Origin of the sequence: Glaciimonas immobilis, assembly GCF_011947285.1 — a bacterium.
GTDB classification, from domain to species: Bacteria; Pseudomonadota; Gammaproteobacteria; order Burkholderiales; family Burkholderiaceae_D; genus Glaciimonas; species Glaciimonas immobilis.
Window position 1 is genome coordinate 23,721 of the sequence record NZ_JAAOZT010000007.1, and the last position, 22,350, is coordinate 46,070.

Here is a 22,350-nt window from a genome sequence, read left to right on the forward strand (position 1 = left end):
TGCGTGATTTGAAAGCGAATCCCAAGCATCCCGTACCCGCATAACTTAGATGGATTTAGTTAAATGTTCGTGAGTGTCAATTAACTGTATATCTTTTCAGGAGAAATGAAGTGCCGAACTTAAAAAGCGATTTCGATAGCCTGGTAGGAAAATCAAATTTTTCTGAGGATGTTAGCCGTCGAACCTTTATCAAGGCTGCGCTGGGTACGGGGTTTGCTGCCGCAGCGTTACCGGTCTGCGCACAGACAGTCATTAAGACAGATACCGCCGGTCTTACCGCCGGAGCTGTCGAAATGCAAATCAATGGCTTGACCGTGCCGGCCTATCGCGCGCAACCAGAAGGTAAAACAAATCTGCCGGTGGTGCTGGTGATCTCCGAAATTTTTGGCGTGCATGAACATATCGCCGACATAGCACGGCGTTTTGCCAAGCTCGGCTATCTCGCCATCGCCCCGGATTTATTTATTCGGCAAGGAAATCCATTGGCCTTCGCGTCGATTGCGGAATTACAAAAAGAAGTAGTTTCCAAGGTTCCGGACGATCAGGTGATCGGTGATCTGGATGCATGCGTGGCATGGGCCAAAGAAAATGGTGGCAACGTCGATAAAATTGGGATAGTCGGATTTTGTTGGGGAGGTCGGTTTGTCTGGCTTTACAGCGCGCACAATCCAAAAGTCAAAGCTGGTGCGGCGTGGTACGGTCGGCTGGTGGGCGACAAGAACGCGCTCACTCCAAAACAGCCGATGGATATTGCAGCGACATTAAAAGTCCCTGTGTTAGGTCTATATGGCGGGAAGGACGAAGGCATCCCACAAGACACCATTGAGCAAATGAAGGCGGCACTCGCCAAAGGCCATAGCAAATCCACCTTTGTGGTGTATCAAAATTCCGGTCACGCATTTAATGCCGACTATCGCCCTAGTTACGTTGAGGCAGACGCGAAGGACGGTTGGAAGCGCACCTTGGAGTGGCTCAAAAGTCATGGCGTGAGTTGATCAGGCCGATCCATGTAACGCATGGATGTAACCAAATGGTGCAGTAAAGTTCCTATAAGCCGCTTCCGTTGAGCGACTTATAGGAATCACGTATTGGAAGACTTTTTCCAGCAATCCACACAGCAATCGCTACAGCGCCGCGCACTTTTGCTGGTCTGAATTGCTAAAAATTATGCTCCCGTCGCCACCGGCCGACCCGCATCCGCGCACCATTCGCTCCATGACCCCGGATACAGCGCTGCGCCATGCAGACCGGCAATTTCTAATGCCAACAGATTGTGGCAGGCGGTCACGCCGGAACCGCATTGCATCACAGCCGTTTGCGATGCGCTGATGATGTTACTGAATTCTTCATGCAGTTGGTGGCCGGGTTTGAAACGTCCATCGGCTTGCAGATTGTCTTTGAAAAACCGATTTTTTGCGCCTGGAATGTGTCCGCCGACCGGATCGATAGTCTCATTTTCACCACGAAACCGGTCAGGTGCGCGGGCATCTACCAGTGTGCGTTGAGGATTGGTGAGATTTTTCAAAACGTCATCGGCATCAACGCTCGCCACCAAGGTCGGTTTGGCGCAGATATTGCCTTCTGCGCTTGTCGGCGCTTCAGTGGAAAGTGTTTGACCAAGCGCCTCCCAGGCCGCTAATCCGCCATCCAGTACGGCAATCGATGCATGCCCGATAGAACGCAGCAACCACCACAGTCGGGCGGCGTACATGCCGCCGTGCGCATCATAAGCAACGACTTGGGTGTCGTCATTAATGCCTAAGTGGCGCAAAGTTGCAATAAGCGCGTCCTGCTCTGGCAGCGGATGGCGTCCCTTGAACCCGCCAGCGGCAGCTTGCTTCGTCCCTGATAAATCGTGATCGAGATGCGCAAAGCGCGCGCCCGGAATATGTCCGGCGTCGTACGCTGCGCGGCCGGCCTCGGGTGCGCTCAGATCGTGGCGGCAATCAATGATGACCCAATTCTCCAACTGTGCATTAGGTAAAAGATTGGCCGCTGAAATCAGCGTGGTGTAAGGATGTTTATTGGGCATAGCTATCTCCTATGGTTCTGGTGTAGTGCGGCAATTGTATTGTACCTTCTTGGGTTTTAATCCTGTATTCCGTGTTGCCATCTAAGGTCAACCAACGCCTAGACGTGATGCGCTTGACCGTCAGTCTGACCGCCGAGACGTAATTTGGAGTGGAATATTGCCATTGCTATATTTCTGGAGATGTAACGCTCGACCCGACGAAAGGGAGTTTTAACCTTAAAAGGATGTGGAAACGTATAGCGAAGGTAAGGGCGGATCGCCACGTTGTGGCTACCGATGTGACCGGTCGCGGGCATGGTGCGACGGGACGGCGGGAGAGATCGAGTTTGAATCAGAAAGCGGGCATATAAGCACGTTTTGCAACAGAAAAATGAGACGTCCACTGAACGCTTCATTTTATCGGGCGTCAAGTGGATGTCGATGTGCTGTCAGGCCGTCAGTGACCAGTGAGCCAGTGAGCCAGTGAGTTAGGGCTACGGAAATGCAGTTTCCGGTAGTGTGATTTGATTACGATACCACTCATGAAAATGCTGCATGCCATCCTCCATCGGCGATTGATACGGACCGACTTCACTCGTCCCGCGCGCCATCAGAATTGCCCTGCCGGCGTCCATGCGCAGCGCAATTTCATCATCTTCTACACAGGTTTCCATGTAGGCGGCGCGTTCGGCTTCTACCATCTCGCGCTCAAATAAGGCAACTTCTTCCGGGTAGTAAAACTCTACAACATTTGTGGTCTTTTGCGGACCGCTAGGCCATAACGTCGATACAACCAATACGTGGGGGTACCACTCCACCATAATGTTGGGATAAATTGTCAGCCAGATTGCACCGAATTTCGGTGGCTCGCCGTTGCCAAATTTGAGCACCTGCTCTTGCCATTTTTTATAAGCGGCCGATCCTGACTTGGCCAGGCCATAATTAACGCCAACCGTCTGGACGCTGTAATCCTTGCTGAACTCCCAGTTAAGATCGTCGCAGCTGACAAAGCTGCCTAATCCCGGGTGGAACGGTTCAACGTGATAATCCTCCAGATAAACCTCGATAAAGGTTTTCCAGTTGTAATTACACTCGTGGACTTCCACGTGATCAAATAAATACCCACTAAAATCAAGGTCTTCAGACACGCCAAGCTGATTGAGCTTCTCGCTGACGTTGTAGCCATTTTTTTCAAACAGCAGTCCGTTCCAGCTTTGCAATGGTGTTTGTGCCAGGTTCATGCACGGTGTTTCGCTAAAATGCGGCGCACCGATCAACTCACCCTGTAGATCATAAGTCCAGCGATGGAGCGGACAGACGATATTGCGCGCATTGCCGCGACCGTCCAGCATTTTGGCCTGACGGTGTCGACAGACGTTGGAAAGCAACGTGATCCCCTGAGGATTACGCACTAACATGCGGCCTTCGTTTTCTGACGCTAACGTGGCAAAATCACCAACATTTGGCACCGATAATTCATGGCCGACATAGCGAGGGCCATTTTGAAATAGCTGCTGAATTTCACGTTTTAACAGTGTTTCGTCAAAATAGACGTTGACTGGAAGTTGCGCCTCAGACCGCGCCAGCTTGGCAACAATAGCCAGATCGGACATTCCGCCCTCCAAATTAATCTGCACCAACCAAAAGAAAAAGATTCCTGAAATACCGGTTCAAAACCTGTGAACACAGAAATTTTTGACATAACCCACTATTATGTCATAGTTACTCATGCCGTTTTTTGTTTTCCCAAAGGATTAGAGATAAATCGTCAGAAATTCAACGGGTTACACACGTTTGCTCTAAAATAGTGTCCGACACAATTAAGTAATTGCCTATAATTTTGGCTTTATTCTCTGCTTACCCCCGCATCAGGCGTTACCATGCGTTACATGAGATTTTTAGCTGGTTATATTCATTAGAATATCCTGCGCGCGATAAAAACGTAATGCGCACCGAATAAGTATTTGATCATTGCGGTAAAAAACGCGGGATCATCGGGCAAACACACTTTTGAACAGGTTTTAATTATTATGGCAAAGAACGCACTTTCTGCCAATCATCCTGCCTCCTTTGAACAGGCGATGGCTGAATTAGAGCAGCTCGTCGCTCAAATGGAAGCCGGCGAATTACCGTTGGAAGCGTCGGTGGCGGCTTATAGGCGTGGCTCAGAACTGGTGAAGTTCTGCGCAGTACAACTCGACAAAGTCGACAGCCAGGTCAAGGTCCTTGAGGGTGATATGCTAAAGCCTTTTGCAGTGGTACAAGACCAAACTGACGGAAACGACGAATGACGGCAGATGACCAAACGCACAACGCAATCGAATTAACTGACGGGCAGGAAGGCGCAGCGTTGCACAATGATTTTTCTGACTGGATGCGGCACGTGCAGGCGATCACAGAAGCCGCACTAATCGCATTCTTGCCAGCGGCGACCGCGTCGCCAGTGCGCTTGCATCAGGCCATGCGTTACGCAGCGTTGGGTGGCGGCAAACGGATACGGCCTTTGTTAGCGTTTGCTGCCGGGGAATTATTCGACGCGCCCGATGCCATGGTCCAGCGAGCAGCAGTGGCAGTAGAACTAATTCATGCGTATTCGCTGGTGCATGACGATATGCCCTGCATGGATGACGATGCAATGCGCCGCGGTAAGCCCACTGTGCATGTGCAGTTTGATGACGCCACCGCTTTGCTAGTTGGCGATGCGCTGCAATCGCAGGCATTTACTGTGTTGGCTGCAATTGTAGAAAGCGTGGACCCGACACGTCAGATCGCGATGCTGCGCTTGTTGGCGGACGCAGCCGGTTCAGCAGGAATGTGCGGTGGTCAGGCAATCGATCTGGACAGCGTGGGCGTGCATTTATCCCTTGATGCACTGGAATTGATGCATCGCTTGAAAACTGGCGCTTTGTTGCGGGCCTCTGTCTTGCTAGGCGCGACTAGCGGCAAGACTTTATCGCGCCCGGAAACGCAGGCGCTGGAGGCCTATTGTACCGCGATAGGACTGGCGTTTCAGGTTGTGGATGACATCCTTGATGCAACTGCGGACTCGGCAACGTTAGGAAAAACAGCAGGCAAAGACGCGGCGAATAACAAACCAACTTACGTATCGATTCTGGGATTAACCGAATCGGAGAAGTTGGCCGACAAATTGCGCAACGATGCTCATGCAGCGGTCGCGCCGTTTGGCGATAAGGCGCGTCGCTTGCGTGAATTAGCAGATTTGATTGTGCAGCGGAAAGCTTAGGTCTCATGAATTTACTTAAAATTATTAACAGCCCGGCTGATTTACGCCTGCTCACGCGCGCGCAGCTCAGACCTCTGGCGGATGAACTACGCGAATTTGTTATCGATTCCGTGTCCCAGACCGGCGGCCATTTATCGTCGAACCTGGGCACAGTTGAGCTGACCATCGCGCTGCATTACGTTTTTAATACTCCTGAAGATCGCGTCGTCTGGGATGTTGGTCATCAAACTTACCCACATAAAATATTAACCGGTCGGCGCGACCAGATGAAAACCTTGCGACAGTTTGAGGGAATTTCCGGGTTTCCACGGCGCGATGAAAGTCAATACGATACCTTTGGCACGGCGCACTCATCGACATCAATCTCAGCTGCGCTAGGGATGGCCTTGGCCGCCAAAACAAAAGGTGAAAATCGTCATGCGGTCGCCGTGATCGGCGATGGTGCGATGACCGCCGGGATGGTGTTCGAAGCCATGAACAATGCGGGTGTGTATGACGATATCAACCTGCTGGTTATTTTAAATGACAACGATATGTCGATCTCGCCACCGGTTGGCGCGCTTAATCGTTATCTGGCGCGATTGATGTCCGGTCAGTTTTATGCTAAGGCCAAGAATGTCGGCAAATCAATGTTGCCCGGCCCTGTTCTACAATTAGCAAAGCGCTTTGAAGAGCACGCCAAAGGCATGATCGTGCCCGCGACTATGTTTGAGGAATTAGGTTTCAATTACATCGGTCCGATTGATGGGCATGATCTGGAGTCATTGATTCCTACGCTGCAAAACCTGAAGCACCTGAAAGGCCCGCAATTTTTGCACGTGGTCACCAAAAAAGGACAGGGTTATAAATTAGCAGAAGCAGATCCCGTGCTGTATCACGGCCCAGGAAAATTCAATCCAGCCGAAGGTATCAAACCAGCGACCTCAAGCAAGATGACGTACACCCAGGTATTTAGCGACTGGCTCTGCGACATGGCGGCGCAGGACGACAAACTCATTGGCATCACACCAGCGATGGCAGGCGGATCTGGATTAGTCGAGTTCGAGCAACGGTTTCCTGCGCGCTACTACGATGTGGGAATTGCCGAGCAACATGCCGTAACGTTTGCTGCCGGGCTGGCTTGCGAGGGCATGAAACCGGTCGTGGCGATTTACTCGACCTTCTTGCAGCGTGGCTATGATCAGTTAATCCATGATGTTGCATTGCAAAATCTGGACGTCACCTTTGCGCTTGATCGTGCCGGATTGGTCGGTGCAGATGGCGCGACCCACGCCGGTAATTACGACATCGCTTATTTGCGTTGCATTCCCAACATGGTGGTGATGGCCGCCTCGGACGAGAACGAATGCCGTCAGATGTTATCGACGGCCTACCACTATAAAGGCCCGGCTGCGGTACGTTATCCCCGTGGTAGCGGGGTGGGTGCGGTGATGGACAAAGCACTGGTAGGCTTACCGTTTGGCAAAGGGGAAATTCGTCGTCACGGTAAAGGTATTGCGATTTTGGCCTTTGGCACGATGGTGGCACCCAGTCTGGGCGCTGGAGAAGTGTTAAACGCGACCGTCGCCAATATGCGCTTTATCAAGCCGTTAGACGTTGCGCTGTTGCTGGAGCTGGCGAACTCGCACGATGCCATTGTGACCGTGGAAGAAGGCGCGATCATGGGTGGCGCGGGTAGCGCGGTAGCAGAGGCGCTGGCCGCAGCCGGATGCGTCAAGCCGTTGTTAAATTTGGGTTTGCCGGATCGCTTCATCGACCATGGTGATGCTACCCAGCTGCTGGCTATGTGTGGATTAAATGCGGACGGGATTGCTGCAAGTATTCGGCAGCGGTTCGGAAAAGAGGTTTTGCATTTGATGGTTGCGCAAAGTTAAATGGCGCTCAGTGGATCTTTTTACGCTGGCGCTTGTTAATTAAGGTTGTTTGCTTTTCGTTGATGCTGGTCTGGGGTGGTAGCCCGACCAGCGCCTGCGGAATTATTCCCGTCATCTCACGGTTTTAGTGGCAAGAGATATGCACCTCACGCATGCAACCGAATAAAAAAGCCTAGTTGTCCGCCACCTGTCCACTTTTCCACAAAACATCACTCCCCCCATCCACCCGATTCAAGACCCGCGACAAAACAAACAGCAAATCCGATAGTCGATTCACGTAATGCCGCACAGGAACATTCACTGTTTCGGTCTTGCCCAACGTAATAATACTTCGCTCGGCCCTGCGGCAAACCGTGCGGCAGACATGCGCCAACGCCGCAGTCCGCGCGCCGCCCGGCAAAATAAACTCTCGCAACGGTGGCAAGTCTGCATTGTATTTTTCAAGCAATGCATCCAGTCGCGCTATGTGAGATTCTTTGATCATGACATAGCCGGGAATGCACAATTCGCCACCCAAATCGAACAAGTCATGCTGAATCGTGAGCAAATCTTCGCGCAAAGGCGCAGGCAAAGTTTCGCACAGCAAAACGCCCACATGAGAGTTCAGTTCATCAACATCGCCGATGGCATGAATGCGCAAGTTGTCCTTATCGACGCGGCTGCCATCGCCGAGGCCCGTAGTGCCATTATCGCCTGTACGCGTGGCTATTTTTGAAAGTCGATTACCCATGATGACTGACTACCTGACTAAAGAAGGAAACAAACACTCTACACCACTAAGGAGCGCTCAAGAATTTCTTGTGATATAAGGCTGCCGTGTCCGGCGCTCTGCGGCGTTGTCCGCTGCTGGCAGTGCTCGCACTGCGTCGCAACGGTGCCTTGCAGCGCATCCGGACAGGTTAGCCATCTATTCACAATAAATTCTTGAACGCTAATTAGCAGATTAAGAGGACAAATTCCCGACAATTGCTCTCAAAGAGTAAAATCCTCACAAAATGGAGAATTAACATGAACCACATCGTTAGCCTGGCAGCATTAAAAAAACCGTTACCCGAAGCGCTGCTGGTCGCACTCGCCGCTTTATTTGGTGATCGATTTTCAACGACCCAGGCTATGCGTGAACATCACGGCAGCGACGAGTCGTCGTATGATCCGATGTTGCCGGATGCTGTGGTGTTTGCTGAGTCGACCGAGGACGTAGCGGCAACAGTTAAATTATGTAGTGAATATCAGATACCGTTAATTCCGTACGGTTGCGGGACCTCGCTAGAGGGCCACATATTGGCATTGCAAGGCGGGATATCGATTGATTTATCGCGCATGAACCGGATGCTGGCAGTCCATGCTGAAGATATGACGGCGACCGTACAAGCTGGTGTGACGCGTAAGCAAATTAATCATGAAATCAGGGACAGCGGGCTATTTTTTCCTATCGATCCGGGCGCAGATGCATCGCTGGGCGGCATGGCGGCGACGCGTGCGTCCGGTACCAATGCAGTGCGTTACGGCACCATGCGTGAAAACACTCTGGCACTGACCGTCGTCACCGCGGATGGCACTATCATCAAGACCGGCACACGTGCCAAAAAATCGTCCGCTGGTTACGACCTCACGCGCATCTTTGTGGGCAGCGAAGGTACTTTGGGCATTATTACCGAAGTCACCGTCCGCCTGTATCCACAGCCTGAAGCGGTGTCTGCGGCGGTGTGCTCATTTGAAACGATTGCCGACGCGGTAAATGCGGTGATTCAGATTATCCAGTTAGGCGTACCGATCGCACGTGTGGAGTTTCTCGACGAAAACAGCGTCAAAGCCATTAATGCCAACGCTAAATTAGGGTTGCCAGAGAAGCCGCTTTTATTGTTTGAATTTCACGGCAGTGAAAACGGTGTCAAGGAGCAGGCCGAAGTCGTGCAGGCCGTCGTCGCCGACCATCATGCGATTGGTTTCGAGTGGGCGACACAGCCCGAAGATCGCTCGCGCCTGTGGGCTGCCCGGCATAACGCTTTTTTCTCGCTATTGCAGTTGCGGCCCGGCGCGCGCGTTATTTCCACTGATTGCTGTGTGCCAATTTCTCGGCTGGCAGAATGCATGCTGTCAACCAAGGCAGATTGTGAGGCGCACGCTATGATTTATTCGATACTTGGTCACGTAGGAGATGGAAATTTCCACGTGCAGATGCTGGTCGATGCCGACAACCCAGAGGAAATCACCTGCGCTGAAGGCATTAATAGTCGTATGGTCGCGCTGGCGATTTCAATGGATGGCACATGTACCGGCGAGCATGGCGTAGGTTTGCATAAAATGGATTTTTTAATTGCCGAACATGGCGACGGAGCGATTGCATCCATGCGCGCGTTAAAGCATGCATTTGATCCCAAGAACATCCTCAATCCGGGCAAAATCATTCGTTGGTAGAATCGGTTGATCAAGATCACCGATGAAGCAATTTTCGGTCGGAAAGTGCGATCAAAATTTGCATAAAAGTTGTTCAGCGATTGATGAACCCACCATGTTAATGCCATATCTATACGCCGCAATATGCTAAATAAATCTTCCATCGCAACGCGATTGCCCCCGGTTCACGCGCTGTCCGCATTTGAGGCCGCAGCGCGCCATAATTCATTTGCTCTGGCTGCGGATGAACTCTGTATCACACCGTCGGCACTTTCACACCGGATTAGATTGCTGGAGGATTTTGTCGGTGAACGATTGTTCAGCCGTGAGGGACGAGCAGTCACCCTGTCGGAATTTGGTCGACGGTATTTGGACGTGGTGCGCAATGCCTTACGCACGCTGACCGATTTTCCGATGCCACATCGGGGATCGCAGGCGCAACCGCGGATCAAAATAACTGTACCGCCGACCTTCGCACGCTATTTATTAATTCCTCATCTCGGAGCCTTTCTTGCGGCCCATCCAGACATCGTTATTGAAATATTTCTCTCAGTTCCGCTCTACGATTTAAGCCTTTCGGAAAGCGATATCGAAGTACGTTTTGGCGCTGGCAGATATCCCAATACGACGACCGAAAAACTGTTCGAAGAGCCGGCCTTTGCTGTTGCCACGCCTGCTTATCTAGAGCAGATCGGCGGGATTGAGACGCCAGCCGATCTGCGCAAGGCAACGCTACTGCGCTCGGCGCTGGAGCCATGGCAGCCATGGTTTGAGGCCGCCGGCTTAGACTGGTCGGAGCCGTCGTCGGGTTTGCGAGCGGATGATTTAGGACTGCTGCTTGAACTTATACGCAATGGATACGGGGTCGGTTTGACGCGCAAACACTTTGCACAAGAAATGATTGCCAAAGGTGAGCTGGTACAGTTATTTGATGTCAGCCTGACCTCTCCACCACATGCCTACTACCTGGTTTACGAACAAAAGCCGTACGAACGTCCAGAGGTAACGATTTTTATTTCCTGGATAAAAAAAACTTTTAAGCAACTATAATCAAATTATTAATAAGTGCGCGCTCCGGCTTAGCGACCGGGACGCCAATCGCCCTCCTGAAAACAACAAGTCGATGCGTAAGCGCTGCCGCGCGACCTTGCATAAGCGTAAAAAATATTACCGCAGGCAATCGTGTTACCGGTAATTACGTAGATGGGCGTAGGCGTCGGAACACGTGAAAGAATTTCACGTGTACATGTAATATAAGTCCCGTCACCCAATAACAATTTCGCTATACTTCTTATTATAAAAAGGTGCTGTGAACGATTGCAAAAAGTGGTGGCTGTTATACCGTCATGACTTAAATAGCGATAACAATCAACGCCACCTTAAGGTGCCGCTTACATAATCCTTATTAAAACCTCCAATTCATCATCCGGCGGAATCCGGGTTCTGCATTCAGCCCTCATACACCGCACCAATTTCTTGAATTAGATCTACCGCACAGGAATCGCATGAACGCTCCTACTGAGACCTTACTCGCACCGTCCTTTACCGCCGAACGTCAACGCCAGGTGGCCGCTGCGTTGCGCGCCCTTATACCGGCGCACGCGGTACTGTTTAACGAAGAAGACACCCGGCCTTACGAATGTGATGGACTTGCCGCTTACCGGCAATTACCGATGGTCGTCGCGCTGCCAGAAAACGAGGCGCAGGTTGCCGCGATGCTCAAAACTTGCCGCGACCTGAAAGTGCCTATCGTGCCACGCGGTGCCGGAACCGGCTTGTCCGGCGGCGCAATGCCGATCGCCGACGGTGTTGTGGTATCGACCGCAAAACTTAATCGTATTATCAAAATGGACGCGTACTCGCGCACCGCCATCGTCCAACCCGGCGTTCGCAATCTGGCGATCTCGGATGCTGCCGCTGTGCACGGTCTATATTACGCGCCCGATCCATCGTCGCAAATCGCCTGCACCATAGGCGGGAACGTAGCCGAGAATTCAGGCGGCGTCCACTGTCTGAAATATGGCCTCACTGTGCACAACGTCATGCGCGTGCGGATGGTCACCATCGACGGCGAGATCGTCGAACTTGGCGGCGCTGCGCTGGACGCACCGGGACTGGATTTGCTGTCGGTTTTTATCGGCTCGGAAGGCATGCTCGGCATCGTCACCGAAGTGACCGTCAAACTGATTCCCAAACCACAATTGGCCAGAGTCATTATGGCGTCATTTGACGACGTCGTAAAAAGCGGCAACGCCGTTGCTAACGTGATTGCCGCTGGCATCATTCCGGCCGGTTTGGAGATGATGGATAAAACCAGCTCGCGCATGGTAGAACCATTTGTAAAAGCGGGATATGACATCGACGCAGCAGCGATTTTATTATGCGAGTCGGATGGCACAGCCGAAGAAGTAGAAGAGGAAATTGGCCGCATGAGCGCAGTGTTCGAAGCCAGCGGCGCAACCCGTATCGAGGTGTCGCGAACAGAAGCTGAGCGTTTGCGCTTTTGGTCAGGTCGCAAGAATGCGTTCCCGGCAGCGGGTCGTATTTCGCCGGATTATTATTGTATGGACGGGACGATCCCACGCAAGAATCTTGCTCAGGTATTGCTGCGGATTGAAGAGATGGAAGGCAAGCACGGCCTGCGCTGCGCGAATGTGTTCCACGCTGGTGATGGTAATTTGCATCCGCTGATTTTATTTGATGCAAACGTACCGGGCGAATTTCATCGTGCAGAAGCATTCGGTGCCGAGATACTGGAACTATGCGTAGAAGTAGGCGGTACCATCACTGGTGAGCACGGGGTGGGGATCGAAAAAATTAATTCAATGTGCGTGCAATTTTCACCGCTAGAACGCGAAGCCTTTTTTGGCGTGAAGCGGGCGTTTGATACCGCCTTTTTATTAAATCCTGATAAAGCGATTCCGACCTTGCAGCGCTGTGCCGAATACGGAAAAATGCACGTACAGCGCGGGCAGTTAAAATTTCCCGATTTGCCGCGATTTTAGAACATTCGTAAATCGGTGCAATATATAAAATATGTGAAGCACAGAATAGTGAAGAACAGGTCTGCAGGCAGACCAGAAACGAGACGATGGACAATCAAATATTCAAGGATCAGATTCTCTCTGCAAGCGAACTGAAAAGTGCGGTACAGATCCGTGGTGGTGGCACTAAAGACTGGTACGGCCAGACGCCGCGGGGCGAGGTGCTCGATACCCGTTCGCACACTGGCATTATCGAGTACGAACCTACCGAGTTGGTGATTACCGCACGTTGCGGCACGCCCTTGGCCGAGATTGAGGCAGCGCTCGCTGAACGGCATCAGTCGCTGGCGTTCGAGCCGCCGCGTTTTGGCGCGGGCGCGACCTTGGGCGGACTCGTTGCCAGCGGTTTATCAGGCCCTTCGCGTCAGGCGGTGGGTGCGTTACGCGACTATGTGCTCGGCGTAGTATTGATGGACGGTCGCGGCGACGTGTTGCACTTTGGTGGTCAGGTAATGAAAAACGTTGCCGGCTACGACGTCTCGCGTTTGCTGGCTGGATCGCTCGGTACCCTGGGTTTAATACTTCAGGCATCCATCAAAGTGTTGCCGCTACCAATTGCGATTAATAGCCGACGTTTTGAAGTCTCTGAAACGGAAGCCTTACGCTGGTTAAATGAATGGGGCGGTCAACCTTTGCCAATCTCGGCCAGTTGCTGGTGTGATGGCGTGTTGACAGTGCGGTTGTCGGGGGCGCAAGCAGCGGTAACAGCGGCGCAGAACAAGATGGGTGGAGACGCGGTCTCCGACGGCGATGTTTTTTGGCATAGCGTCCGTGAACAGACGCAGCCATTTTTTGATACGACTTCTCCCATCTGGCGTTTATCTGTGCCTTCGGTGACGCCGCCGCTAGCGCTCGCAGGGGCGACGTTGATTGAATGGGGTGGTGCGCAACGCTGGCTGGTCGTTGATCCGGCAAGTGCCATTGATGCGCGTGAAATTCGTGCTGCAGTCAGTGCGGTTGGCGGCCATGCAACCCTTTATCACGGTGGTGATAAAAGCGTAGGCGTGTTTCAGCCATTAGCGCCAGCCGTTGCCAAAATTCACCATAATCTAAAAGCTACTTTTGATCCGGCTGGTGTTTTTAATCCTGGACGTATGTATCCCGACATGTAACCCCATTGATATAGCGTGCCGACGCGTGCTCTATAGCGCGCGTATCGGGAAGACGATTTTTTCCATGTAAGGCACAAGGTCAGCACTATCGTCAGCAGAAAAGAAGGGCATCTGATTGTCGTTTAGGGCACCGGCAAGCCCTCACGGCAAGCCAACTACTGAACCACAGGATTCTATGCAAACCAATTTAGCACCATTTATTAAAGATACCCGCGAAGGCCAGGAGGCCGAGGCGATTTTACGCGCTTGCGTGCATTGCGGATTCTGTACCGCAACTTGTCCCACGTACCAGCTTTTGGGCGACGAGCTGGATGGGCCGCGCGGACGGATTTATTTGATCAAACAGGTATTGGAGGGGCAACCCGCCACTGCCAAAACGCAACTGCACCTGGATCGCTGCCTGACTTGTCGCAATTGTGAGACCACCTGTCCGTCCGGTGTAGAGTATGGCCGACTGCTCGATATCGGTCGTAAGGTCGTGGATGATCAGGTTCCAAGATCGTTAGAACAACGCATCACGCGCAATGCACTGAAGCAGTTATTGCCACGCAAATGGCTGTTCACGCCTGCGTTTAAAACGGGTCAGGCGCTACGCTCCTGGATGCCGCAAAAGCTAAAAGAAAAGCTACCTGCAAAGCAAGTCGCAGGCACGTGGCCGCAGCGTCAGCACGCACGCAAAATGTTATTGCTGGATGGCTGCGTACAGCCGGCGATGGCGCCCAACATCAACAGCGCCACCGCCCGCGTGCTGGATGCACTTGAGGTACAGTTGTTGATCGCACCCAAGGCCGGTTGCTGCGGGGCGATTCGCTATCACCTCAATGACCACGATGGTGGCCTCGACGATATGCGCCGTAATATCGACGCGTGGTGGCCTTATGTTGACGGCAGCAACGGGCAAAAGATCGAGGCAATTGTGATGACTGCATCCGGTTGCGGCAGCACCGTAAAAGAATACGGTCACTTGCTGGCCGCGGATAATGCCTATGCCGAAAAAGCGCAGAAGATCTCCGCGTTAACACGCGATTTGAGCGAAATTTTGCCAGAACTGGAAGCGCCGTTATTAGCCAAATTAAAAGGCAAAATTAACCAGCGCGTGGCGTTTCATCCGCCGTGTACTTTGCAGCACGGTCAACAAATTCGCGGCAAGGTCGAGGGCCTGTTACGTGGCGCAGGCGTTGACGTGCAATTGTGCGCGGATAGTCATTTATGCTGCGGTTCAGCGGGGACTTATTCTGTATTGCAACCGGAATTGTCGCATCAGTTGCGGGATAATAAATTGCGCAATTTAGCAGCTACCCAACCTGACATGATCGTGTCGGCAAACATCGGATGCCTGACGCACTTGCAGTCGGGTACGCAGACGCCGGTCAAGCACTGGATTGAATTGCTGGATAGCGCATTGCAGCAGCCATCCGTAAAGTAAGTTGACGTGCTTTGTTGTACTGTGGTCGCCATGGTAGGATTTGGCGATCACAGGATGTTTTCTTTCACGCTGTTTTCTCTCCTCCTCAAATCTTCTTCTCCATCTGCCCTGCCAAAATCGCACGTCCGTAAATATACGCCTATCGCAAGAATAATAATACATTGCAAAGTCTTTCGCCTGCTTTTGTACGCTCGCATAAGTCAAACACCTAACTTGCGCTCCAAACGCGTCTAAACAAGACCAAATGAGGAGATACTTCGCTGCACTTTACGAAGATCAACTTATCAGGAACGCCATTGGCTAAACGCTATTACATTCTTATCGGCGACCTCACGACCGCAAAAGGGTTCGTAACAGAGGGCCTTTCCACCAACCGCTGTCAAGGTCGGCATCGCGCTTATGAGGGCGACAAAATTGATTGCCGCAGTTGCAAATCTACCGGGATTATTCGCTGTTCCGGCACCCGCATTTCGAACACCGGTTCCCACGGCAAAGAAGCCGCGCTTGATGGCGATTTGTGTATTTGCAAATGCGATCCACCACCACGCTTGATCGCCTCGCAATCCACTTTTTATACAGAGGGTTACGCTGCACTATCGGGATTAAATTTTGGTAACGCGGAAAAAAATGATGCTCTCGGTAATGCCGGTAGCGATTACGACCAACATTTTGTGATGGTCGATAGCGTGAGTCTGCATGCGGTGGAACACGTTGTCTACGGACTCAAATCTGCATCGGAAGAACATCACGGCGGCGTTGATGCTGAGGGTAAAACGGTAGAAAGTTATTCTTCTACATCGGACAAAATCGATTTGTTATACGCAGTACAAACCAGACTGGGAGTGGATCGAAAATGAGCGTACCGATTGCCACAGCAATGACAACTCCATGCAGTGATCGCAAGGGTGTGAAGTGTTTTATCGAGATATTGCAGCTTAGGGATCTTCCCGACATCATGGAAAAAATGGGATGGGATATCGCCGCCGAAATTATGAATCACTGGTTTTCGTTGGATACCGGTTGGGCGATGCCGCAAGAAGTAAAAGAAGGTAAGGTCGATCCGATCAGTCTTGATCAGACGCAATACGACGATCAGATTATCAAGATGGCGTGGCTACTGAAATTTCCCCGTGCAGCGGAGGCGTTTGATTACGTGTATAAAAACTGGGCGACGGAGAATGGAAAGGTTGAACTGAAAAAACGCTTAATTAAATCTGGTTGGAAACCGAAGAAGTTAATACCTTTCAAGTTAGGCAAGCGCTCAATGTCCGCGCGTGAACTGGAGTGTGTGCCAGGTCAATTATCAAGGATTTGGTTCAAAAACGGATGTTCTGGACGAACTGTATGGCGCTGTTGGTAAAGGCATTTTTAAGCTGGCTGTCGTCGGTGAAACTCGGGTGAATTACCTATTCCGACAGGATGAATTTATCGTTCAGCATATCGGCATTTATTTACGCGACACCTATGATTTCAATAGTGATTCAACATTTGAACAAATGTTTCCCTTGGGAGTGTGGAGTAAAAGCCGGTTATTGTCCAAGGCGGAGATGACCGTCTATATGTTAATGTACAACGCGCGCGAGAACAGTAAAATCGCCGAGATGTTTCCAAGCCTTGTGCCTGTCTTTAACGATGATTTTCGGCGGTATCAGAAGCGGCATCAAGCAGGTGGCGATTTCGTCGTGTATTCGGATGTGATGTGGTTAAAGGTTCCTGCAGGAATGAAGACCCCGATGCCATGGTAAAAGTCAAAAAAAGATGGCTACTTTTCATAACTATTTTACCGTTGATGATGTATCTGATTTATTCCAAATGGCACGAGGGAACACCTTATGGAAAAAAAATATATAGCCCGAATAATGAGTTTTACTATCAACGGTATAGAGTTTTCACTCCAGAGGAATGGGTTCCGTTTGCCCTCCCGGGAAGCGCTGGATTTTCCGACAAAGACGGCTACGTCAGGGCATACTCGGCTGACGGAAAACTTATTGGCGAGGTTTTCGCAGATGGGGTACCTAGGGCGGTCGTATTCTGGACTGATGACGTTCTTGCAGTTATGGACGGTTCACGTAACAATTACGGCGATGGAAGAATCCAACTTCCATCTACTGCGGAACTGCCATGGTAAAAGTCAAAAAAAGATGGTTGCTTTTTATAATAATTTTACCGTTGATGGCCTATCTTCTTTATTTTAAATGGCACGAGGGAACACCTTACGGAGAAAAAGAATATAGCCAAAATAGAAAATTTTACTATCAAATACATAAAGTCTTCAGCATTGATGAATGGATCCCATATGTAGGTGTCCCTGGAAATACTTTCAACTACGATAAACACGGATACGTCCTGGCGTACACAGCGGAGGGTAAATTCATTGGTGAAACTTACGCAAAAGGAATACCTATTGCTACCATATTTTGGACAGACGATGAACTTGTTGTCATGGCTGGCGTTAGCGATACGAACGATGACAATATTAAGCTTCCGAAAAGTTCACGGAAACCATGGTGAAGCTTAAAAAAAGATGGTGGCTTTTCACAATCATTTTAACGTTAATGGTCTATCTTCTTTATTTCAAATGGCTCTAGGGAACACCTTACGGAGAAAAAGAATACAGTTCAAATAAAAAATTTTACTATCAAATAAACAAAGTTTTCAGTGTTGAGAAATGGGTTTCATTTAACGGTGTCCCCGGACGCGGACCTTACGGAGGACGTGAATTTAGCCTGAATGGCCCTTCAGAGCAAAAACATACCATTTAACCAACAAATATTGCTATCGTACAACAATCACCAATTAAAAGATTTGTCTTTGAATGTTCGAATTCGAACATTATAATTTCGAATATAGATAATTATTGCTTTCGGCACATAGATATTTCAATTGTCTTTAAGTCAATGCAGAACGCATGGTGCCGAAATCAATAACCGACTTAAGAGGTTAATTGTGAGTGCAAGTGAAATTGTTGATTTGTTGGTGGTCGGTGGCGGGATTAATGGGGCGGGCATCGCCCGGGATGCGATCGGGCGCGGTTTGAGCGTGTTGCTATGCGAACAGGATGATCTGGCCGCACATACTTCCTCTGCCAGCACCAAGCTTATCCACGGCGGTCTGCGCTATCTGGAGCATTACGAGTTCAGTCTGGTGCGCAAGGCGTTGCAGGAGCGCGAAGTATTACTGCGTCTGGCACCGCACATCATTTCGCCTTTGCGCTTTGTGATGCCGCATGTGTCCAGCTTACGGCCTGCGTGGATGATACGCGCGGGTCTATTTTTATATGATCATTTGAGCAAGCGGAAAGTATTGCCGGGATCGCGTGGTATCGATTTTCGGTCGCATGTCTCTGGTGCGCCATTGAAAAAGTCGTTCAAAAAAGGTTTTGTGTACTCCGACGCAGCCGTTCAGGATGCACGTCTGGTGGTGCTCAATGCGATGGATGCCCGCGAACGCGGTGCGACGGTGATGACCAAAACGCGGTTGATTGCAGCCAGGCAAGGAACGCTCTATTGGGACGCGACGTTGCAGTCGACGATCACTGGCGAAAACACGCATGTTAAGGCGCGTTGTGTCGTCAACGCGGCCGGTCCTTGGGTAGCAAGTTTGCTCAGCGGCGCATTGAACACGGCGGCGCGGCATCATATCCGTCTGGTCAAGGGCAGCCATATTGTGACTAAGCGCCTGTTCGATCACGATCACGCCTATATTTTTCAGAATCCTGACAAGCGGATTGTCTTTGCGATTCCTTACGAGAATGACTTTACTGCAATCGGCACTACTGACGTTGAGTACAGTGGCGACCCTGCCAAGGTCGATATTTCGGAAGAAGAAACCGCCTATTTGTGCGAGTCTGTTAATCGTTATTTCAATATTCCGGTGTCGCCATCGCAAGTTGTGTGGTCATGGTCCGGCGTGCGTCCGTTGCTGGAAGAAGAGGTCGCCAATCCATCGGCGGTGACGCGTGACTATCGCCTGGAACTGACGACAGAGCCCGAGATGGCCCCGGTATTGTCCGTATTCGGTGGCAAAATTACCACTTACCGTCGTTTGGCGGAGGAGGCCATGGAGAAGCTGCAACCATTGTTTAGCTATATGAAAGCGCAAGCATGGACGGCCGACGCGCCATTGCCGGGCGGCGATATCGAAAATGCAGATTTTCCGCGCTTTCTCAAACAGTTTCAGCAGCGTTACGCCTGGTTGCCCGCAGCCACCGCCAAGCGTTACGCGCATGCCTACGGTAGCCGCGTTAGCGCATTGCTGGACGGCGTGAATACTATCGTTGGTCTCGGCGAGCTTTTTGGTGCTGATTTATACGAGATTGAGGTGCGATATATGATGGATAAGGAGTGGGCACTCACTGCGGAAGACATTATCTGGCGCCGCTCAAAGCTGGGATTACGACTCGACGGGGATGCCATCACACGACTAACGGCATGGCTGGAAGAGCGGAGTGCCGAGTCAAATATTCAGATGGGTGTAAATGCCTAAATCGGTCTGAATGGGCTGATTGGACTCAATTTAAGTCAAAGCATTGAGGGAGCGAACGCAATCGCTAAAACGTTAATAAGACGCAGCATCTTAGTTAATTTAATAGACTTATACAAAACCATCCCACCATCAGGCTTGCTAACCCTGCCGACGCCCACAGTGTCCCAGTGCAGCTAGGAAAGCCAGACGCCGCTGGGGCGATTTTGCGTAAGTCCTAAAGAATCATAAAAATAGTGGCGCACGCACGCGCCTCCAACCTTGGAGTAGACAAGTTGAAAGACAAATACATTTTGGCCCTCGATCAGGGCACGACCAGCTCCCGCGCGATTTTATTTGATCGGCAGGGCAACATCGTCTATTCGGCCCAAAAAGAATTTCGTCAAATCTATCCTCAGCCGGGCTGGGTCGAACACGATCCGCAAGAAATCTGGTCATCGCAGGTCAGCGTCGCCGCAGAAGCCGCGGCCAGTGTCGGTCTGCATAACAACGCTATCGCTGCTATCGGTATCACTAACCAGCGCGAAACCACTATCGTATGGGATCGGCGCACCGGCAAGGCGATTTATAACGCTATAGTCTGGCAGGATCGACGCACCGCATCGTTTTGCGATGCACTTAAAGGGCGCGGCCTCGCAGAAAAAATCCGTGAAAAGACGGGATTATTGGTCGATCCGTATTTCTCAGGGAGCAAAATACGCTGGATTCTCGATAACGTCGACGGGGCGCAGCAACTGGCCGACCAAGGCAATCTGGCGTTCGGTACCGTTGATACTTGGCTAGTGTGGAATATGACGTCCGGCAAGTTGCATATCACGGACGTTTCCAACGCGTCGCGGACCATGTTGTTTAACATCCATACGCTGGACTGGGATGACGAATTATTAGATATCATCGGCGTGCCACGTAGTATGTTGCCAACGGTAAAATCATCCAGTGAGGTGTATGGCAATACCGAAAAGATAGCATTTGGCGCCGTAATTCCCATCGCTGGTATCGCGGGTGATCAACATTCTGCATTGTTTGGGCAGATGTGCACCGCGCCGGGAATGGTCAAGAATACTTACGGGACCGGTTGTTTTATGATGATGAATACCGGCACCAAGCCGATAATTTCCAAAAATAATTTGCTGACCACCGTGGCCTGGAAGATCGGCGATGAGGTGCATTATGCATTGGAAGGCAGCATCTTCATTGGCGGAGCGGTGGTGCAGTGGTTGCGTGATGGCTTGGGGCTGATTCAAACCTCCGCAGAGGTCGAAAACCTGGCCGGTAGCGTCAAGGATACCGATGGCGTTTATCTGGTCCCTGCCTTTGCTGGTCTGGGCGCGCCGCATTGGAACCCGCATGCACGCGGCACCATATTCGGTATCACGCGCGGCACGACGTCGGCCCATTATGCGCGGGCGGCACTCGACAGTATCGCCTATCAGACTATGGACGTATTGCAGGCAATGGAAGCGGATTCAGGAATCGTTATTTCGGAATTGCGGGTAGATGGGGGTGCCACGGCCAATAATCTGCTAATGCAATTTCAGTCCGATATTCTGGGCGTCGATGTCGTTCGACCAAAAGTTACCGAAACCACGGCCCTTGGTGCCGCCTATCTCGCGGGGCTTGCCGTTGGATATTGGAGCAGCACGGATGATGTGCGCGGACAATGGCAGTTAGACCGGCGCTTTCACTCTGAAATGCCTGCCGCTGAGGTCAAGGCCAATATCAAAGGCTGGCGGCGCGCGATTGTCGCGGCGGTTTCCTGGGCTAACGACGACGCCTAGTTGCGTAAAGGCGTCGTAGGCAAGTATGTGCGGGTACGGTATGTTCCAAGCTTACCGCGACAGAATGGTACCTGAATTCTAGTAGCGCTATAGCTTGAACTACAGCTAGAACTATAACTAGAACTAAAGATTATTCACGGCCTCATTGTTGCTTTGCCACAGCCGTTGAGGGCTACGTGGGCCTCATTTCCGTATCTGTTCTCGAAAGTTTGCATATGACTCCCTTGTTGGCAGAATTTGTGGGGACAACTCTGGTTGTCTTGTTGGGAAATGGTGTAGTCGCTAATGTGATATTGAGTAAAACCAAAGGCAATGGCAGCGGCTTGATCGTGATTGCGGTGGGCTGGGCCATGGCAGTATTTGTGGGTGTTTTTACTGTGGCGTCCTCTAGCGGTGCGCATCTCAATCCCGCTGTCACGGTGGCATTGGCAGTGGCGGGCAAATTTGCATGGTCGAGTGTTCCCGGTTACATCGCGGCCCAGATGCTGGGTGGAATGATGGGGGCTCTTTTAGTCTGGCTGGTGTATCGCAACCACTTCGAGCAAACCTCTGATAGCGATACCAAACTGGCGGTGTTTTGCACCGGCCCGGCGATACGCAGTATAGGCGCAAATCTTATTTCCGAGATCGTTGGTACGTTTGTGCTGGTGTTTGGCGTATTAAGCATTGCATCGCCTAAATTTGGATTAGGTGCATTGGATGCGTTGCCAGTTGCGTTGTTAGTGATGAGTATCGGTGTGTCGCTGGGCGGCACAACCGGTTACGCTATTAATCCTGCGCGTGACCTGGGGCCGCGTCTGATGCATGCGTTATTGCCAATTCCAGGTAAACGCGATAGCGATTGGGGTTACGCTTTTGTTCCTATACTGGGTTCTCTTACAGGTGGTGTATTGGCGGCGTTGCTGTATGATTTAAGTTGCGCCTAGACTTCCTTCGGAACCTACTGCGCGGCACGAATACTTCCGCAACATTAATCCTGCGG

General features: G+C 51.2%; 20 protein-coding genes. 17 read left to right on the forward strand and 3 right to left on the reverse strand.

Annotation, left to right across the window (positions count from 1 at the left end; genetic code table 11):
* Positions 1-110 precede the first annotated feature (110 nt).
* On the forward strand, positions 111-995 hold the full coding sequence (locus HAV38_RS11830) for a dienelactone hydrolase family protein (protein ID WP_168055601.1): 885 nt from the start codon (positions 111-113) through the stop codon (positions 993-995).
* Positions 996-1,165: 170 nt separating this feature from the next.
* On the opposite strand, the gene HAV38_RS11835 is transcribed toward HAV38_RS11830, so the two are convergent.
* The gene (locus HAV38_RS11835) at positions 1,166-2,032 is read right to left on the reverse strand and encodes a sulfurtransferase (RefSeq protein WP_168055602.1); all 867 of its coding nucleotides are present in this window, start codon (positions 2,030-2,032) and stop codon (positions 1,166-1,168) included.
* Positions 2,033-2,505: 473 nt separating this feature from the next.
* Positions 2,506-3,624: an aromatic ring-hydroxylating oxygenase subunit alpha gene (locus HAV38_RS11840; RefSeq protein ID WP_168055603.1), complete on the reverse strand. Its 1,119-nt coding sequence runs from the start codon at positions 3,622-3,624 to the stop codon at positions 2,506-2,508.
* A 417-nt stretch (positions 3,625-4,041) separates the two neighbouring features.
* Here HAV38_RS11840 and HAV38_RS11845 point away from each other — a divergent pair, with 417 nt between their 5' ends.
* From HAV38_RS11845 to dxs, 3 genes are all read left to right on the forward strand, one after another.
* Positions 4,042-4,302, forward strand: coding sequence for an exodeoxyribonuclease VII small subunit (locus HAV38_RS11845; RefSeq protein ID WP_168055980.1), 261 nt, complete (start codon positions 4,042-4,044; stop codon positions 4,300-4,302).
* An 83-nt stretch (positions 4,303-4,385) separates the two neighbouring features.
* Positions 4,386-5,255 (forward strand): polyprenyl synthetase family protein, encoded by an 870-nt coding sequence (locus HAV38_RS11850; protein ID WP_245182360.1) that lies wholly within the window; start codon positions 4,386-4,388, stop codon positions 5,253-5,255.
* Between the two features lie 5 nt (positions 5,256-5,260).
* Positions 5,261-7,129, forward strand: coding sequence for a 1-deoxy-D-xylulose-5-phosphate synthase (gene dxs / locus HAV38_RS11855; RefSeq protein WP_168055605.1), 1,869 nt, complete (start codon positions 5,261-5,263; stop codon positions 7,127-7,129).
* Between the two features lie 172 nt (positions 7,130-7,301).
* Here the strand turns inward: dxs and HAV38_RS11860 are convergent, their stop codons facing one another.
* Positions 7,302-7,859, reverse strand: coding sequence for a cob(I)yrinic acid a,c-diamide adenosyltransferase (locus HAV38_RS11860; RefSeq protein WP_168055606.1), 558 nt, complete (start codon positions 7,857-7,859; stop codon positions 7,302-7,304).
* Positions 7,860-8,137: 278 nt separating this feature from the next.
* Here HAV38_RS11860 and HAV38_RS11865 point away from each other — a divergent pair, with 278 nt between their 5' ends.
* From HAV38_RS11865 to HAV38_RS11925, 13 genes are all read left to right on the forward strand, one after another.
* A complete protein-coding gene (locus HAV38_RS11865; protein WP_168055607.1) occupies positions 8,138-9,547 on the forward strand; it encodes an FAD-binding oxidoreductase in 1,410 nt (469 codons plus the stop codon).
* Between the two features lie 141 nt (positions 9,548-9,688).
* Positions 9,689-10,576, forward strand: coding sequence for a LysR substrate-binding domain-containing protein (locus HAV38_RS11870; protein ID WP_168055981.1), 888 nt, complete (start codon positions 9,689-9,691; stop codon positions 10,574-10,576).
* A 455-nt stretch (positions 10,577-11,031) separates the two neighbouring features.
* Entirely contained in the window at positions 11,032-12,531 is a 1,500-nt protein-coding gene (locus HAV38_RS11875) for an FAD-linked oxidase C-terminal domain-containing protein (RefSeq protein WP_168055608.1), read from the forward strand.
* An 86-nt stretch (positions 12,532-12,617) separates the two neighbouring features.
* Positions 12,618-13,682, forward strand: a complete 1,065-nt coding sequence (glcE, locus tag HAV38_RS11880; protein ID WP_168055609.1) for a glycolate oxidase subunit GlcE — start codon at positions 12,618-12,620, stop codon at positions 13,680-13,682.
* Between the two features lie 175 nt (positions 13,683-13,857).
* Positions 13,858-15,108, forward strand: a complete 1,251-nt coding sequence (glcF, locus tag HAV38_RS11885; RefSeq protein WP_168055610.1) for a glycolate oxidase subunit GlcF — start codon at positions 13,858-13,860, stop codon at positions 15,106-15,108.
* 296 nt (positions 15,109-15,404) lie between these two features.
* Positions 15,405-15,965 (forward strand): PAAR domain-containing protein, encoded by a 561-nt coding sequence (locus HAV38_RS11890; RefSeq protein ID WP_168055611.1) that lies wholly within the window; start codon positions 15,405-15,407, stop codon positions 15,963-15,965.
* Positions 15,962-16,468, forward strand: coding sequence for a DUF6402 family protein (locus HAV38_RS22100; protein WP_168055612.1), 507 nt, complete (start codon positions 15,962-15,964; stop codon positions 16,466-16,468). Before HAV38_RS11890 ends, HAV38_RS22100 begins: the two co-directional genes overlap by 4 nt.
* Positions 16,395-16,853, forward strand: coding sequence for a DUF6402 family protein (locus tag HAV38_RS22105; protein ID WP_221313827.1), 459 nt, complete (start codon positions 16,395-16,397; stop codon positions 16,851-16,853). The genes HAV38_RS22100 and HAV38_RS22105 overlap by 74 nt, the downstream gene beginning before the upstream one ends.
* Positions 16,847-17,236, forward strand: coding sequence for a hypothetical protein (locus HAV38_RS11905; RefSeq protein ID WP_168055614.1), 390 nt, complete (start codon positions 16,847-16,849; stop codon positions 17,234-17,236). The genes HAV38_RS22105 and HAV38_RS11905 overlap by 7 nt, the downstream gene beginning before the upstream one ends.
* On the forward strand, positions 17,230-17,619 hold the full coding sequence (locus HAV38_RS11910) for a hypothetical protein (RefSeq protein ID WP_168055615.1): 390 nt from the start codon (positions 17,230-17,232) through the stop codon (positions 17,617-17,619). The genes HAV38_RS11905 and HAV38_RS11910 overlap by 7 nt, the downstream gene beginning before the upstream one ends.
* Positions 17,620-18,054: 435 nt before the next feature.
* The gene (gene glpD / locus HAV38_RS11915; protein WP_168055616.1) at positions 18,055-19,593 is read left to right on the forward strand and encodes a glycerol-3-phosphate dehydrogenase; all 1,539 of its coding nucleotides are present in this window, start codon (positions 18,055-18,057) and stop codon (positions 19,591-19,593) included.
* Positions 19,594-19,865: 272 nt separating this feature from the next.
* Positions 19,866-21,368 carry a glycerol kinase GlpK gene (glpK, locus tag HAV38_RS11920; RefSeq protein WP_168055617.1) on the forward strand — a complete coding sequence of 501 codons (1,503 nt, stop codon included), beginning with the start codon at positions 19,866-19,868 and terminating at the stop codon, positions 21,366-21,368.
* Positions 21,369-21,583: 215 nt separating this feature from the next.
* Positions 21,584-22,294 carry an MIP/aquaporin family protein gene (locus HAV38_RS11925; RefSeq protein WP_168055618.1) on the forward strand — a complete coding sequence of 237 codons (711 nt, stop codon included), beginning with the start codon at positions 21,584-21,586 and terminating at the stop codon, positions 22,292-22,294.
* Positions 22,295-22,350 lie beyond the last annotated feature (56 nt).